This is a genomic window from Achromobacter sp. (assembly GCF_050285585.1).
Taxonomy (GTDB): domain Bacteria; phylum Pseudomonadota; class Gammaproteobacteria; order Burkholderiales; family Burkholderiaceae_B; genus Achromobacter.
In genome coordinates this window covers 136874-150832 of the sequence record NZ_JBLZXF010000011.1, presented here as the reverse complement: position 1 = coordinate 150832, position 13959 = coordinate 136874, and the positions used below count along the sequence as shown (strand labels likewise).

Here is a 13959-nt window from a genome sequence, read left to right as displayed (position 1 = left end):
CATGCCGGCCGCCGCCGCCGGGCGGGACGAACGATCGGACTCCGAGCGCAGGCGCGAAGTGATCCTGACGGCGGGGCAGCTGTTCTGCCGGCACGGCTACGAGCGCACCACGGTGCGCGAGCTGGCGCGGGCGGTGGGGCTGCAATCCGGCAGCCTCTTCCATCATTTCCGCAGCAAGGAAGAGATCCTCGTCGCCGTGATGAACAACGGCATCCAGGAAGTGATCGACGGGGGGGAGCAGGCGCTGGCGCGCTACGACGCGCCGGCCGACCGGCTGGCCGCGCTGTTCCGGGTGCACATGTGGAGCATGCTGCATGGCGCGGGCGGCGATGCCATGAACGCGCTCGTGTACGAGTGGCGCAGCCTGTCCGCGCCCAGCCAGGCCATCGTCAAATCGCTGAGCGACCGCTACGAGGAAATGTGGCAGGAGGTGGTCGCGGCGGCGGTGGACGCCGGTTTGCTCAAGGGCGATGCGCGGGTCATCAAGCGCTGCGTGCTGGGCGCCATGAATCTGACGGTGCAGTGGTACAAGCCCGGCGGCCGCTTGCCGCCCGCGGAGTTCATCGACGCCATGCTGCAGGCCTCGCTGCCGGCGCTGCCGGAGGGCGCCGGCAGGTGGCCGGCATGAGGCCGGGGTTCAGCCGCGACGCTTGAGGAAGGCGCCGACGGCGCAGGCCACGGCCAGTGCCAGCAGGGAGCCGGCCACGGGCAGCAGGAAGTCCGCCTCGCCGCGATAGCCGCCGCCGGTGACGCCGCCCGCTACGCTGCCCATCCACAGCACCACGCTGAGCGCCGAGGCGACCGCCGAGATGGCGGCGGCCACGCACAGGGCGACGAAGGCCGGCCGGCGGGGCCGCGCGGGCGCGTACGGAGCGGCCGCCTGGACGCCGCGGGGCTGCCTGATCCAGTAGACCAGCCCCGCCACGACCAGCAGCAGCATCAGGATCTTGAAGATCATGACGCCGCCCGCCCGTCAGTCTTCACGGCGCAGGTGCGGGAAGAGGATGACGTCGCGGATGCTCGGGCTGTCGGTCAGCAGCATGACCAGGCGGTCGATGCCGATGCCGCAGCCGCCCGTCGGGGGCATGCCGTATTCCAGCGCGCGGATGTAGTCCGCATCGTAGAACATGGCTTCCTCGTCGCCGGCATCCTTGGCCTCGACTTGCGCGCGGAAGCGCTCGGCCTGGTCTTCGGGATCGTTCAGCTCCGAGAAGCCGTTGGCGATTTCGCGCCCCGTCATGAACAGCTCGAAGCGTTCCGTGATGCCCTCGCGGGTATCCGAGGCGCGCGCCAGCGGGGAAACCTCCACCGGGTAGTCGATGATGTAGGTGGGGTTCCAGAGCTTGGCTTCGGCGGTTTCCTCGAACAGCGCCAGCTGCAGCGCGCCCAGTCCGGCGCGCGACAGCACCGGGCCATCGGCGTCGGCGCCCAGCTTCTTGAGCTCGGCGCGCACGAAGGCCGGGTCGTCCAGCTGCGCCTGGGTGTAGCCCGGGGCGTACTTGAGGATGGCTTCGCAGATGGTCAGGCGGTCGAACGGCTTGCCGAGGTCGAGCTCGCGTTCCTGGTAGGTGAGCACGGCGCTGCCGGTGGCCGAGACGGCGGCCTGCCGGATCAGTTCTTCCGTGAAGTCCATGAGCCAGCGGTAATCCGCGAAGGCCGCATAGAACTCCATCATCGTGAATTCGGGATTGTGGCGCGGGCTGACGCCTTCGTTGCGGAAGTTGCGGTTGACTTCGAAGACGCGTTCGAAGCCGCCCACGATCAGGCGCTTCAGGTAGAGCTCGGGCGCGATGCGCAGGAACATTTCCATGTCCAGCGCGTTATGGTGCGTGACGAAGGGCTTGGCCGCCGCGCCGCCCGGGATCGGGTGCAGCATGGGGGTTTCCACTTCGAGGAAGCCCGCGTTCAGCATGAACTGGCGGATGCTGCCGATCGCCTTGCTGCGCGCCTCGAACGTGCGGCGCGTGGCGTCCGTCATGATGAGGTCCACGTAGCGCTGGCGGTAGCGCAGTTCCTGGTCGGCCACGCCGTGGAACTTGTCGGGCAGCGGACGCAGCGACTTCGACAGCAGGCGAGCGCTGGCGGCGTGCACCGAGAGCTCGCCCTTGTTCGTCTTGAAGACCGAACCCTCGACCGCGATGATGTCGCCGATGTCCCATTGCTTGAACGCGGCGTAGCTGTCTTCGCCCAGGGTGCCGCGGTCCAGGTAGATCTGGATGCGGCCGGTGCTGTCCTGCAGCGTGGCGAAGCTGGCCTTGCCCATGACGCGCTTGAGCATCATGCGGCCCGCGACCTTGACGGCGACGGGGTTGGCGGCCAGGGCTTCCTGCTCCTGGCCGTCGTACTTGTCGTGCAGCGCGGCCGCGCGGGCGTCGGGGACGAAGTCGTTGGGGTACGCGACCCCGGTTTCGCGCAGTTTGGACAGCTTGGCGCGCCGTTCGGCGATCAAGCGGTTTTCATCCTGGGCGGGTGCCGGAGCGGTCGAGTGGTCGGTCATGGTAGGGAAATCAGTCGTAATTGCGGATGTCGTCGATTTCGGTCGTGCCGAAATCTTCGCGATCCAGGTAGGCGAGGATGCGGGCGGCCACGTTGGCGGGCGAAGACAGCTTGCCGGTCGCGTGGAAGTCCTGGAACTTGGCCAGCGCCGGGAAGTCCTCCGGATCGCTGGAGCGGATGGCGACCTGCATGTCGGTGTCGACGATGCCGGGGGCCAGCGCGACGATGCGCGCGCCGCCGGCGCCTTGTTCCTGCTTGACCACGCGCGTGTACATGTCGAGCGCGGCCTTGGTGGCGCAGTACACGCCCCAGCCGGCGTTGGGGTTGCGGCCCGCGCCGGAGGAGATGTTGAGCACGCGGCGGTCGGCGTCCAGGCCTTGGACGGCGGACAGGAAACGGGCCGTGAGCAGCATCACCGCGGAGACGTTCAGGTTGAAGGCGGAGGCGATGGCCGCGCCGTCGGTGAGCGCCCCGGTGGCGAGAATGGGGTGCACGGTGCCCGCGTTATTGATCAGCAGGTAGCGTTTCGCGTCGCGCGGCAGCGAGGCGCAGATGCGCTCGGCGGCAGCTTCCGCCGCCTTCAGGTCGGAGAGGTCCACGGACAGCTGTTCCAGCTGCGCGTCCTGGGCGCGCGCGTACGCCGCCAGCTCGGAATCTTCGCGGCGCGCCAGCGTGATCAGGCGCGTGCCCGGCTTGGCCAGGCCACGGGCCATGGCGGCGCCGATGCCACGCGATGCGCCGGTGAGAATTGCAATGGTGTCGGACATTCGTGAACCTCTTGATGGGTGAAGGGGCGTGTCGCGAAACTCAGATGCCTTGCTTCAGGCTGGCCTGGATGAAGGGATCCAGGTCGCCGTCCAGCACTTTCTGCGTATTGGAGATTTCGACGTTCGTGCGCAGGTCCTTGATGCGGCTCTGGTCCAGCACGTAGGAACGGATCTGGTGGCCCCAGCCCACGTCGGTCTTGGAATCTTCCAGCTTCTGCTGTTCGGCCATGCGGTTGCGCATTTCCAGCTCGTAGAGCTTGGACTTCAGCATTTGCATGGCTTCGGCGCGGTTGCGGTGCTGGGAGCGGTCGTTCTGGCACTGCACCACGATGCCGGTGGGCATGTGGGTCAGGCGGACCGCGGAGTCGGTCTTGTTGATGTGCTGGCCGCCCGCGCCGCTGGCGCGGTAGGTGTCCACGCGCAGGTCGGCGGGGTTCACTTCGACTTCGAAGGAATCATCGACTTCGGGGTAGACGAACACGCTGGCGAACGACGTATGGCGGCCGCCCGACGAGTCGAACGGGCTCTTGCGCACCAGGCGGTGCACGCCGGTTTCCGTGCGCAGGTAGCCGAAGGCGTACTCGCCCTCGAGCTTGATGGTGGCGGACTTGATGCCCGCGACTTCGCCTTCGGATTCTTCCAGGACTTCGGCCTTGAAGCCTTTCCGTTCCGCATACTTGAGGTACTGGCGCAGCAGCATGGAGGCCCAGTCCTGCGCTTCGGTGCCGCCGGCGCCGGCCTGGATGTCCAGGAAGCAGTTCAGCGGGTCGGCCGGGTTGGAGAACATGCGGCGGAATTCCAGCGCTTCCAGCTTCTCCTGGAAGGCGTCGGCGTCCTGCTCGATGGATTCGAGCGTGGCGTCGTCGTCGTCGGAGGCGGCCAGTTCGAACAGCTCGTTCGAATCCGACAGCCCGGAGCCCAGCGCCGTCAGGGTGTCCACGACGTCTTCCAGGGCCTTCTTCTCGCGGCCGAGGTCCTGGGCGTGCTTGGGGTCGTTCCAGACGGCCGGGTCTTCGAGCTCGGCGTTTACGACTTGCAGGCGTTCAGCTTTGGCATCGTAGTCAAAGATACCTCCGTAGAGCCTGTTCGCGCTCCGCGTAGTCGGCGAGGCGGGCTGCGAGCTGGTTCTGACGTTCGGCTTCCATGATTGATCCTGTCTTGATGACTTTTGTGCGAAACCGAACATTTTAGCGCGCTTGACCCCGGCGCGTGGGCCGGATATCGCCAAGAGGGGGACGGATCGATCCTCTGGGTTCGGCCGGAAGGCTCAAAGTTGTTCAGTTTTTTGTCAACTGTGTGGTTCTAGGCTGCGTAATCGGCCATGCGGCCCTATCCGGCCGCGTCGGCCGCCAACGCGCCGGGCATAGCCGGCTATCCCGTCAGAGGAATGGAGACACAGATGGAAAATGCGATGGCCCCCGGGGTCTCGCCGGCGATCCCGGCGACTGAGGAGGACAGGATCTACCGGAAGGTAGGGTGGCGGCTGGTGCCGCTATTGGTGGTCTGCTACGTCGTGGCCTACCTGGACCGCGTGAACGTGGGTTTCGCCAAGCTGCAGATGTTGCAGGAGCTGCAGTTCAGCGAAACCGTGTACGGGCTGGGAGCCGGCATTTTCTTCATCGGCTATTTTCTTTTCGAGATTCCCAGCAACATCATCCTGCACAAGGTGGGCGCGAAGGTCTGGATCGCGCGGATCATGATCACCTGGGGCATCATTTCCGCCTGCATGATGTTCGTGACCAGCGTGCACATGTTCTACCTCCTGCGCTTCCTGCTGGGCGCGGCCGAAGCCGGGTTCTTCCCCGGCATCATCCTGTACCTGACCTATTGGTATCCCGCCGCGCGCCGCGGCCGCATCACCACGTTCTTCATGACCGCCGTGCCCATGTCCGGGCTGATCGGCGGCCCGATCTCGGGTTGGATCATGAGCACCTTCCACGGCGACCACGGGCTCTCGGGCTGGCAATGGCTGTTCCTGCTGGAAGGGATCCCGTCGGTGATTATCGGGATACTCGTGCTGGTGTATCTCGACGATCGCATCAACAAGGCCAAGTGGCTGACCGCCAGCGAAAAGGCGGTGCTGATCCGCAATATCGCGGCCGAGGAGCAGCAGAAAGAGGATCCGCCGATCGGCGCCGCGCTGGTCAAGCCACGGGTGTGGGCGATGGCGCTGATCTACTTTTCGTTCGTGATGGGGCTGTACGGCGTCGGATTCTGGATGCCCACGCTGATCAAGAGCACGGGCGTGCAGAGCCCGCTGGCGATCGGCCTGCTGACGGCGGTGCCCAATCTGTTCGCCGTCATCGGCATGATCCTGATTTCGCGCAATTCGGACCGGCACCGCGAACGCCGCTGGCACGTCGCGCTGCCGGCCTTGTTCGGCGCGCTGGGCCTGTTCTTCTCGGCGGTCTGGAGCGGCAATACGGTCCTGGCCATCCTGGCGCTGACCGTGGCCAACATCGGCATCTGCACGGTGCTGCCGCTGTTCTGGAGCCTGCCCACCGCCTTGCTGGGCGGCACGGCCGCCGCCGCGGGCATCGCGCTCATCAATTCGGTGGGCAACCTGGCGGGCTTCGTCAGCCCCTATCTGGTCGGCTGGCTGAAGGACATGACCGGCACGACCAACACCGGGCTCTACATGCTGGCCGGCTGCCTGGTGGTGGGCGCGCTGGTTGCGCTGGCGCAGCCGGCGAGGCTGGTGAATAAGTAGGATGGGTGCAGCGCGAGAACGCCGGCGCAAGAACGCAAGCGCCCATCGCGCGCAACCCATGCGGTGATGGGAAAACAGTGCCCCCGTTGGTCGGAAGGCAGTCTCTCGCGGCCGCATGGGTTACGCGCGTTCAGCGCTTGAGTTCTAGCTTAAGGACTCTCGCGCTCCATCGATCCTACGCTTTAACCCGCGTGCTCGATCACCAGTTGCACCGACACCATGCCGTTCCAGACGTTCTGCTCCAGGCGGTAGGCGGCCTGGATATGTTCCGGCAGGGATTGGTCGTGGCCGAACCAGATGGCGTCGAAGCGCTGGTGGCCGCGTTCCAGCGACAGTTTCAGGTGTTTTTCGCCGACCAGGCGCTGGTTGCGCACCACGAACTCATCGAGGAACAGGGGGGCGGCGAAGCCGGCTCCCCAGACCTGCTGCTGGAGCATGCCCGCCACGTCGGCGTTGGCATAGCCCGATTCCAGAGATCCATCCGTTTCGATGACGGGCTCGAACGTATCGCGCCCGGTGAGTTCGCGCACCGCGGCGTCGAAGGCGGGGGCGAAGGCGGCGAAGTCCGCGCGGCCGAGGGTCAGGCCGGCCGCCATGGCGTGGCCGCCGAACTTGCGTATCAGGTTGGGGTGGCGCTTGGACACCAGGTCCAGCGCGTCGCGCAGATGCACGTCCGGAATGGAACGTCCGGAGCCGCGGATTTCGTCGTCGCCCGCGGGCGCGAACGCGAGGGTGGGACGCCAGAACTTCTCCTTCAGGCGCGAGGCCACCAGGCCCACGACGCCCTGGTGCCAGCCGGGGTCGAACACGCAGACGGTGGCTCCGGCGGCCGCGTTGGGTTCTTCCATGGCGGCCAGCGCCTGTTCGCGCATTTCGGCCTCGATCGTGCGCCGTTCGCGGTTGATGTTGTCGAGCTCGCGCGCCATTTCCAGCGCCTGGGCTTCGTCATCGGTGGTCAGGCAGGCGATGCCCAGGCTCATGTCGGCCAGGCGGCCCGCGGCATTGATGCGGGGGCCGAGCGCAAAGCCCAGGTCGAAGCCGTTGGCGGCGCGCGGCTCCCGGCCGGCGACCGCGAACAGGGCGCGCAGGCCCGGCTGCAGGCGGCCGGCCCGCATGCGTTGCAGGCCCTGCGTGACCAGCAGGCGGTTGTTCGCGTCCAGCTTGACCACGTCGGCCACGGTGCCCAGGGCCACCAGGTCGGACAGCGCGTCCAGGCGCGGGCCGCCGTCGGGCGCGTAGACGCCGCGCCGGCGCAGCTCGGCGCGCAGCGCCAGCATCATGTAGAAGATGACGCCCACGCCGGCCAGGTTCTTGGACGGAAAGCCGCAGCCGGGCTGGTTCGGGTTCACGATGGCCAGCGCTTGCGGCAAGGTGTCGCCCGGGAGGTGATGGTCGGTGATCACCACGCCGATGCCCGCCGCGTTGGCGGCGGCCACGCCGTCGACGCTGGCGATGCCGTTGTCCACCGTGATGATGATGTCGGGCTTGCCCGAGCGGTGTCGGCACGCCAGTTCCACCACGGCGGGCGACAGGCCGTAGCCGGTCTCGAAGCGGTTGGGAACCAGGAAGTCCACGTCCGCGCCCATGGCGGACAGGGCGCGCAGCCCGACCGCGCAGGCGGTGGCGCCGTCGCAGTCGTAATCGGCCACGATCAGCAGCTTCCTGCCCGCCTGGATGGCGTCGGCCAGCACGCCCGCGGCATGGGCGGAATGGGTGAGGCCGGCGGGCGGCAGCAGCGAGGGCCAGGCCAGCCGGGTCTGGTCGGGATGGGTGACGCCGCGGGCGGCCCACAGGCGGGCCAGCAGGGGATGGATGCCCGAGGCTTCCAGGACGCGGCAGGCGTCCAGGTCGGACGGGCGGACAGTCAAGCGGGGTGTGACCACCAGGCGCTCCAGTTTTTCTTGGGCGCGGGCAGCAAGCCGAGCAGGCCCCCGCGCGGTTTCAGGGTAAGGGCGACCTTGCGGTCTTCGCCCAGCAGCAGCAGTCCGGCGGGAGCGTCCGGCAGGCCATTCCTGCCGGCCAGCGGCCGTAGGTGCTGCGCATCCAGGGCTGCCAGCGCGTCCAGCCAGGCGGCCCAGTCGCCGCTGCGTTGCGGCGCTTCCAGCCCGGCAAACACGCGCTCGGCGCCGGCCGGCGCGACGGGCCAGGGCGATCCGCCGCCGTACAGCCAGAGCGCGTTGACCGGCGGCAGGCCGCGGGCAGCGCGAGCATCGTTGACCGGGTGCTCGTGCCACGCCATCTGTATTTCATTGAGCAGCCGGCGCCACGGACGGGTCTGGGCGTCCTGGCGCCACCAATCGTTCAGGCGCTGTCCGGCCACGGCCAGCGGGCTGGCCGTCTGCGGGCGCAGGCCGTCGGGCAGCCGCAGGCGCCAGCGTGCTGGCGACAGCGGCTCGGCCGCGAAGTCCGTGCCCGCGAAGAGGGGCAAGGCCGTTTCCAGCAGGGCGGCCGTTTCCTCGGCGCGCAGGTCCATCAGGCCGGGGTCCAGCAGGGTGGCCTGGTCGGTGCCCAGCGCGAGGTGGACCAGTTCGGCCAGCCAGACGGCCTCGCCGCCGTCGGCCCGCGCGCCGGCCAGCAACGGCCCGAGACCGGCCCCCTGCAACAGGCCGGGCTCGGGCACGTAGCCTGCGCGGGCCAGTTGCCAGGACTCGAAGGCGGTGCAGCCATGGGCGCGCGCGTCGAAGGCTTCGGGCCGGGCGGCGCCGGCCTGAAGCCAGGCGTGCAGGGTGGGCGCGCGCTCGGGCAGGAGCTTGGCCAGTTCCGAGGCGACGGGTAGGGCGGGCAGGGCGCCCGGGATCACGATCAGCATGGCCGGGATTGTAGTCCGCGCGGGCCCGGGGAACTAAGCGGCGCCGGCGCTGCCATAGCTGAACATGCCTGTTCCGGGCCTGTCGGCCGCGAACTCAGCGCGCGGGCAGGCGGCCGGCGGGCCCTCCCGGCGCCGGGCGAGTCCCCGCCCGTTAATGCCATAATGCGCACGTGCTGAAAATACCTTACGAACTATGGATAGGCGCCCGCTACGCCGGGCTGGCCCGAATCCGCCAGCGACGCGGGCGCCGCGATCGCTTCATCTCCTTCATCGCCGCCAGTTCCATGGCGGGCATCGCGCTGGGCGTCGCCGCCCTGATCGTCGTGCTGTCCGTCATGAACGGCTTCCAGAAGGAAGTGCGCGACCGCATGTTGTCGGTGCTGCCCCACATCGAACTCTATGTCCCCGGCGCGGTGCCGGAACGGGTGCTGGACCAATGGCAGCAGTTCGCCTCCGCCGCCGAGAAGAACTCCGAGGTCAAGGCCGGCGCGCCCTTCGTGGCGGCGCAGGGCATGCTGGTGCGCGGGCAGGCCTTGCGGGGCGTGCAGGTGCGCGGCATAGATCCACAGACCGAAGGCAAGGTGTCTGACCTGCCCCGGCAGATGGTGTCGGGCCGGCTCACCGACCTGAAGGCCGGCGGTTTCGGCGTGGTGCTGGGCAACGAGCTGGCCGACGCCATGGGCGTGAAGGTGGGCGATACGCTGCTGATGATGGCGCCGCAGGGCTCGATCAGTCCGGCCGGCTTTACGCCTCGCATGCGCCAGTTCACCGTCGTGGGCGTGTTCTCGTCCGGCCACTATGAATACGATTCCTCGCTGGCCTTCGTCGACGACGAGGATGCCGCCCGCGTGTTCCGCGAGAGCGGCACCGCCGGCGTGCGCCTGCGCATCGCCGACATGCAGAGGGCGCCCGAGGTGGCGGCCGAGCTGCAGAAGGTGCTGCCGCCCTATGTGATGGCCAGCGACTGGTCCCGCAACAACCGCACGTGGTTTGCCGCCGTCAAGACCGAAAAGCGCATGATGTTCCTGATCCTGGCGCTGATCGTGGCGGTGGCCGCGTTCAACCTGCTGTCGTCGCTGGTCATGGCCGTGAAGGACAAGCAGTCCGACATCGCCATCCTGCGCACGCTGGGGGCAGGGCCCCGGGAAATCGCCCGCATCTTCCTGGTGCAGGGCGCGCTGATCGGCGTCATCGGCACGCTGCTGGGCGTGGCGGGCGGCATCCTCATCGCCTACAACGTGGACGTGATCGTGCCGTTCATCGAACGCCTGCTGGGCGTGCATTTCCTGCCGCGCGAAATCTATTTCATCAGCGCCTTGCCCTCGGACCCTCAGGTGGGAGACATCGTCACCATCGGCCTGACCTCCCTGGTGCTGTCCCTGCTGGCGACCCTGTATCCCAGCTGGCGCGCCTCGCGCCTGCAACCCGCCCAGGTGCTGCGCCATGATTGACACACTGACTCCCGCATTGCAGGCCGACAACATCGTCAAGGTCTACGACGAAGGCCCCGCGCGAATCGAAGTGCTCAGCAACGTCAGCCTGTCCGTGGCCCGCGGCGAGATGGTCGCCATCGTCGGCGCCTCGGGTTCTGGCAAGAGCACGCTGCTGCATATCCTGGGCCTGCTGGACGTGCCCACCAGCGGCACGGTGTCGGTGGACGGCGAGCTCGCCGTCGGCCTGTCCGAAAGCCGCAAGAGCGCGGTGCGCAACCGCAGCCTGGGTTTCGTCTACCAGTTCCACCATCTGTTGCCCGAGTTCTCCGCGCTGGACAACGTGGCGATGCCGCTGATCGTGCGCCGCCAGGGCCGCGACGCGGCCCGCGAGGCCGCCCGCGAAGTCCTGGGCCTGGTGGGGCTGTCCGCCCGCGAGGGGCATTTCCCGGGGCAATTGTCCGGCGGCGAGCGGCAGCGCGTGGCGCTGGCGCGCGCGCTGGTAACACGTCCGGCCTGCGTGCTGGCCGACGAGCCCACCGGCAACCTGGACCGCCACACGGCGCATACCATGTTCGAGCTGCTGACCCAGGTGAACCGGGAGTCCGGCACGGCATTCGCCATCGTGACGCACGATCCCGAACTGGCCGCCCGCGCCGACCGCCAATTGCTCATGGAGAACGGCCGCCTGGTTTCAGGTTGAGCGGGCCGGGTGGATAATCGGGGCAAGGAGGGCACGCCCATGCTGATCGACACCCACTGCCACCTGGATGCCGCCGAGTTCGACGACGACCGCGAACAGGTGGCCGACGACGCCTGCGAGGCAGGCGTCCAGTCCATCGTGATCCCGGCCGTCGAGCGCGCCAATTTTTCGGTCGTGCGGGAGCTGGCCGGCAGGATCGCCGGCGGCGCCTACGCGCTGGGCATCCATCCCCTTTACGTGCAGCGCGCCGATGACGCGGACCTGGACGCGCTGCGCGCGGCCGTCAAGCAATCGCTGGGAGACCCCCGCTTTGTCGCCATCGGCGAGATCGGGCTGGATTTCTTCGTGCCCGAGATCGCGTCCGGCGAGCCGCGGGAGCGCCAGGAGCGTTTCTATGCCGCGCAGCTGGCGATGGCGACCGAGTTCGGCCTGCCCGTGCTGCTGCACGTGCGCAAGTCGCAGGACATCCTGTTGAAATATCTGCGGAGGCATCCCCGCATCGGCGGCATCGCCCATGCCTTCAATGGCAGCGCCCAGCAGGCGCAAGCATTCATCGAGCAGGGATTCGCGCTGGGGCTGGGCGGGGCGATGACGTATGAGCGCGCGCTGCAGATCCGACGCCACGCCATGGACATCGACTTGGCGCACCTGGTGCTGGAAACCGATGCGCCGGACATTCCCCCCGCCTGGCTGCATCCGCCGCAGCGCCGCAACCGGCCGGGGGAGCTCGTCCGCATCGCCCAGGTCCTGGCGGAATTGCGCGGGCTGACGCCCACGCAGGTGGCGCATGCCACCACGGCCAACGCCCTGCGGGTGCTGCCCCGGCTGCCCGCCGCAATCCTGGCCGACGCCGACTGAAGCCTGTCAGGCGCGCAGCAGGGGCAGCTCCAGCCGCACGCTCAGCCCCTGGGGCGACATGTTCCGCGCCGACATGCGGCCTTTGTGGGCCGCCACCGCCGCCTGCGCGATGGACAGGCCCAGCCCCGCGCCGCTGCCGGGCTTGCGGGCGCCCGACGCCGTCCGGTAGAACGGCTCGAACAGGGATTCCAATTCATCGTGGGCCACGCCTGGCCCGCGGTCCTCGATTTCCAGGCAGGCCTCGCGCGCGCTCACCAGGAGCCGCACGCGTATCGTGCTGTGCGCGGGGGCGAAACGCAGGGCGTTGCGCAGCACGTTCTCGATGGCGCTGGCCAGGCTGCACCGGTCGCCGACCAGCGGCACGGGAGCATGGGCGTCCCAGGCGATGCTGATCTGCCGGCCGCCGGCTTCGTAGCGGGCGTCTTCGACGACGCTGGCGACGACCTCGGCCAGGTCCAGCGTTTCGGTGGGCACGGGCAGGGCGCCCAGGCGGGCCAGCCGCAGCGTGTTTCCGACCAGCGCGTCCAGGCGTTCGCATTCCCGCTCGATGCGCTCCAGCTGCAGGTCCTGGCGTTCGTCCCTGCGCCGCGCCAGTTCGGCGGCCAGCCGCAGGCGCGCCAGGGGAGAGCGCAGTTCGTGCGCGATGTTGTGCAACAGTTGTTCGCGGGTGTCGAGCAGGGCTTTCAGCCGGTCCGCCATGGCGTTGAAATCGCGCGCCAGCAACCCGAGTTCATCCTTGCGCCGGGCCAGCTTCGCGGGAGTGTGCGCGTCGAGCCGCCCGGCGGACAGCGCGTGCGTGGTCTGGCGCAGTTGCGCCAGCGGCGACGTGACGTGGCGGCTCAAGGCCCAGCAGAACGGAGCGGTTACCGCCAGCGCGAACAGCAGCAGCGCCAGCGCCACCGGCGATAGCGCCAGCACCTCCCAGTGGGAGGAGTCGAACGGCAGGAACAGCATGAGCAATTCCGTGCCATCCGGCAGCGCCAGCACTTGTGGGTCCCACCAGGAGACTCGTTCCCCTTCCGGGTCGGCGGGCGGGTACTCCGCCTGGGACGCGCGCTCGGGCGCGGCGCGGTACGAGCCCAGCCAGTCGTGCATGCGGGTGGGCAGGCGCCGGCCCAGGATGTCGGCGTCGCGGGCGTCCAGGATGTAGATCTTCAGGGCGGAGTAGCGCCGGTCCATGGCCTGTACCCAGCGCTCCAGTCCTTTTTCGCCCTGGGTACGGGCGATCTGCGCGGCGTCGCGCGTCAGGCTGGCGGGATTCAGGCCGTCCAGCGAATTGAAGCGGTACCAGGCGACCGCGGCGGTCAGCATCATGCCGCAAACCAGGATGACGGCCATGGCGCCCCAGAAGGTCAGGAAGGCGCGCCAGAAGAGCGAGCGGGCGGGCAGCCAGGCCATCAGGCGTCGCCGCCGGCCAGCACGTAGCCGAGGCCGCGCAGGTTGCGGATCGAGATAGCGTCCGCGGCATTGTCCAGGCGCAGCTTCTTGCGCAGGGCGCTGATGTGGGTGTCGATGCTGCGGTCGTAGCGATCCGGCTTGCGGCCCAGGGCATATAGGCCGATCTGGTCGCGCCCGACCACTTGTCCGGGGGCGCGCATGAGGATCTCGAGAATGCGCTGTTCCGCGCCCGTCAGCGCGATTTCCTCGTCGCCGACCCGCGCCCGCCCGGTGGCCGGGTCCAGGGACAGCGCGCCCAGCGTCAGGCCGGGCCGCGCGGCCTCCGGCACCTCATCGAAGCGGCGTTGCACCGCGGTGATGCGGGCCTTGAGCTCGCGGGGGCTGAAGGGCTTGGCGAGGTAATCGTCGGCGCCGAACTCCAGGCCCAGCACGCGGTCGGTTTCGCCGCCATGCGCGGTGAACATGATGACGGGGCGGCGCGAGCGCTGCCGGTAATGCTTGAGCAGATCCAGGCCGCTGCCGTCCGGCAGCATCAGATCGAGCAGCACCAGGTCGAAGTCGTCCTGCGCGAGCAGGGCGAGCCCGTCTGCGCCCGTGTGCGCCAGCGTCAGCCGGCAGTGATTGGGTTCCAGGTATTCGCGCAGCATCTGCGCCAGCTCGACGTCGTCGTCGATCAGCAGGATGCGCCGCGTCGCCAGAGATGAGGAAAAAGGCATGCGTATCGTCGGTTCTGCACCCGGCAGTGTGGCGGATGCCCACGGGCCCGAGTGTCAAGAAGTGCAAAGAAG

At 68.5% G+C, this 13959-nt stretch carries 13 protein-coding genes; 5 read left to right on the top strand and 8 right to left on the bottom strand.

The genetic code is table 11. The annotated features are described in order from the left end of the window. Position 1: 1 nt before the first annotated feature. Positions 2–628: a TetR/AcrR family transcriptional regulator gene (locus tag ACN6PJ_RS17260; protein WP_427997101.1), complete on the top strand. Its 627-nt coding sequence runs from the start codon at positions 2–4 to the stop codon at positions 626–628. Between the two features lie 9 nt (positions 629–637). Here ACN6PJ_RS17260 and ACN6PJ_RS17255 read toward each other — a convergent pair whose 3' ends face one another. The 4 genes from ACN6PJ_RS17255 to prfB form a co-directional block, all read right to left on the bottom strand. Continuing rightward, positions 638–958 carry a preprotein translocase subunit TatB gene (locus tag ACN6PJ_RS17255; protein WP_427997068.1) on the bottom strand — a complete coding sequence of 107 codons (321 nt, stop codon included), beginning with the start codon at positions 956–958 and terminating at the stop codon, positions 638–640. A gap of 15 nt (positions 959–973) precedes the next feature. After that, complete coding sequence (lysS, locus tag ACN6PJ_RS17250) at positions 974–2497, bottom strand: lysine--tRNA ligase (RefSeq protein WP_427997067.1); 1524 nt, start codon at positions 2495–2497, stop codon at positions 974–976. Positions 2498–2507: 10 nt separating this feature from the next. After that, a complete protein-coding gene (locus tag ACN6PJ_RS17245; protein WP_427997066.1) occupies positions 2508–3263 on the bottom strand; it encodes an SDR family oxidoreductase in 756 nt (251 codons plus the stop codon). Positions 3264–3303: 40 nt separating this feature from the next. Beyond that, a protein-coding gene (gene prfB, locus ACN6PJ_RS17240) for a peptide chain release factor 2 (protein WP_427997065.1) occupies positions 3304–4408 on the bottom strand; the annotation gives its coding sequence in 2 pieces (ribosomal slippage) (positions 3304–4326 and positions 4328–4408; 1104 coding nt in all). A 254-nt stretch (positions 4409–4662) separates the two neighbouring features. Here prfB and ACN6PJ_RS17235 point away from each other — a divergent pair. Continuing rightward, a complete protein-coding gene (locus ACN6PJ_RS17235) occupies positions 4663–5973 on the top strand; it encodes an MFS transporter (protein WP_427997064.1) in 1311 nt (436 codons plus the stop codon). A gap of 182 nt (positions 5974–6155) precedes the next feature. Here the strand turns inward: ACN6PJ_RS17235 and recJ are convergent, their stop codons facing one another. Further along, positions 6156–7856, bottom strand: coding sequence for a single-stranded-DNA-specific exonuclease RecJ (gene recJ / locus ACN6PJ_RS17230; RefSeq protein WP_427997063.1), 1701 nt, complete (start codon positions 7854–7856; stop codon positions 6156–6158). After that, positions 7838–8782: a hypothetical protein gene (locus tag ACN6PJ_RS17225; RefSeq protein ID WP_427997062.1), complete on the bottom strand. Its 945-nt coding sequence runs from the start codon at positions 8780–8782 to the stop codon at positions 7838–7840. The genes recJ and ACN6PJ_RS17225 overlap by 19 nt, the downstream gene beginning before the upstream one ends. A gap of 218 nt (positions 8783–9000) precedes the next feature. On the opposite strand from ACN6PJ_RS17225, the gene ACN6PJ_RS17220 reads away from it, so the two are divergent. The 3 genes from ACN6PJ_RS17220 to ACN6PJ_RS17210 are packed head-to-tail and all read left to right on the top strand — an operon-like array spanning position 9001 to position 11773. Next, positions 9001–10233 (top strand): lipoprotein-releasing ABC transporter permease subunit, encoded by a 1233-nt coding sequence (locus ACN6PJ_RS17220; protein WP_427997100.1) that lies wholly within the window; start codon positions 9001–9003, stop codon positions 10231–10233. Continuing rightward, the gene (locus tag ACN6PJ_RS17215) at positions 10226–10915 is read left to right on the top strand and encodes an ABC transporter ATP-binding protein (protein ID WP_427997061.1); all 690 of its coding nucleotides are present in this window, start codon (positions 10226–10228) and stop codon (positions 10913–10915) included. The genes ACN6PJ_RS17220 and ACN6PJ_RS17215 overlap by 8 nt, the downstream gene beginning before the upstream one ends. Positions 10916–10954: 39 nt before the next feature. Further along, positions 10955–11773, top strand: a complete 819-nt coding sequence (locus ACN6PJ_RS17210) for a TatD family hydrolase (protein ID WP_427997060.1) — start codon at positions 10955–10957, stop codon at positions 11771–11773. A gap of 6 nt (positions 11774–11779) precedes the next feature. Here ACN6PJ_RS17210 and ACN6PJ_RS17205 read toward each other — a convergent pair whose 3' ends face one another. Next, entirely contained in the window at positions 11780–13171 is a 1392-nt protein-coding gene (locus ACN6PJ_RS17205; RefSeq protein WP_427997059.1) for a HAMP domain-containing sensor histidine kinase, read from the bottom strand. After that, entirely contained in the window at positions 13171–13887 is a 717-nt protein-coding gene (locus ACN6PJ_RS17200; protein ID WP_427997058.1) for a response regulator transcription factor, read from the bottom strand. Before ACN6PJ_RS17200 ends, ACN6PJ_RS17205 begins: the two co-directional genes overlap by 1 nt. Positions 13888–13959 lie beyond the last annotated feature (72 nt).

Bases quoted from the DNA above. Each gene is read 5' to 3' on its own strand.
- ACN6PJ_RS17260 (WP_427997101.1), top strand. From the start codon at position 2: ATGCCGGCCGCCGCCGCCGGGCGGGACGAACGATCGGACTCCGAGCGC.
- ACN6PJ_RS17255 (WP_427997068.1), bottom strand. From the start codon at position 958: ATGATCTTCAAGATCCTGATGCTGCTGCTGGTCGTGGCGGGGCTGGTC.
- lysS (WP_427997067.1), bottom strand. From the start codon at position 2,497: ATGACCGACCACTCGACCGCTCCGGCACCCGCCCAGGATGAAAACCGC.
- ACN6PJ_RS17245 (WP_427997066.1), bottom strand. From the start codon at position 3,263: ATGTCCGACACCATTGCAATTCTCACCGGCGCATCGCGTGGCATCGGC.
- ACN6PJ_RS17235 (WP_427997064.1), top strand. From the start codon at position 4,663: ATGGAAAATGCGATGGCCCCCGGGGTCTCGCCGGCGATCCCGGCGACT.
- ACN6PJ_RS17225 (WP_427997062.1), bottom strand. From the start codon at position 8,782: ATGCTGATCGTGATCCCGGGCGCCCTGCCCGCCCTACCCGTCGCCTCG.
- ACN6PJ_RS17215 (WP_427997061.1), top strand. From the start codon at position 10,226: ATGATTGACACACTGACTCCCGCATTGCAGGCCGACAACATCGTCAAG.
- ACN6PJ_RS17210 (WP_427997060.1), top strand. From the start codon at position 10,955: ATGCTGATCGACACCCACTGCCACCTGGATGCCGCCGAGTTCGACGAC.
- ACN6PJ_RS17205 (WP_427997059.1), bottom strand. From the start codon at position 13,171: ATGGCCTGGCTGCCCGCCCGCTCGCTCTTCTGGCGCGCCTTCCTGACC.
- ACN6PJ_RS17200 (WP_427997058.1), bottom strand. From the start codon at position 13,887: ATGCCTTTTTCCTCATCTCTGGCGACGCGGCGCATCCTGCTGATCGAC.